This window comes from Siminovitchia jepli (assembly GCF_047228825.1).
Taxonomy (GTDB): Bacteria; Bacillota; Bacilli; order Bacillales; family Bacillaceae_C; genus Siminovitchia.
Window position 1 is genome coordinate 1 of record NZ_JBFEGN010000216.1, and the last position, 717, is coordinate 717.

The following is a 717-nucleotide window of genomic DNA, read 5'->3' on the forward strand; positions in this document are numbered from 1 at the left end:
CAGATTCCATACTACGGAGAAAGAACAATCGCAGCCAAAACCATACAGGAGTGGCTTCTTCATTACCGGAGGAACGGTTTTGATGCCTTGAAGCCAAAAAGGCGCTCGGATCGGGGGAATTCCAGAAGACTGTCCCCGGATGATAAGGATCATATTCTGGACATAAGAAAAGAATCCCTCCACATGCCGGTCAGCGTGTTCTATGAACAACTGATCAAGCGGGGAGAGATTCAACAAAATCAAGTATCTTATTCCACTATAAACCGTTTATTGAAAAAACACAAGCTCGCCGGCAGAAATCATATCAGTTTTCATCCGGAAAAGGAACGAAAACGCTTTGCCTATGATAAGGTCAACGTATTGTGGCAGGCGGACTTGTCGCATGGCCCATACATTCCAATTGATGGAAAGATGAAGAAAACCTTTCTCATCGCTTATATTGATGACTGTTCCAGGCTCGTTCCATACGCCCAATTCTTTATCTCCGAGAAATTTGACGGGCTAAGGGAAGTGACGAAGGAAGCACTAATCAGGCGCGGAAAACCTACTATCATTTATGCGGATAACGGGAAGATTTACCGGTCTGAGTTGCCCAACTGGGCATTACCCTGGCGCACACGATGCCTTATGACGCGCCAGCTAAGGGTTATGTATAGTAAATAGTTATGTAAATTAACTGTGTCTATTCTTAAATTGCCAAAGATTCTTCTTGTTTTA

The 717-nt window shown here is 43.9% G+C and carries 1 pseudogene; it reads left to right on the forward strand.

Features of this window, described 5'->3' with window-relative positions:
- Nucleotides 1-653: pseudogene (locus AB1L08_RS22455) on the forward strand (helix-turn-helix domain-containing protein); the annotation flags it as partial.
- Nucleotides 654-717: the final 64 nt, after the last annotated feature.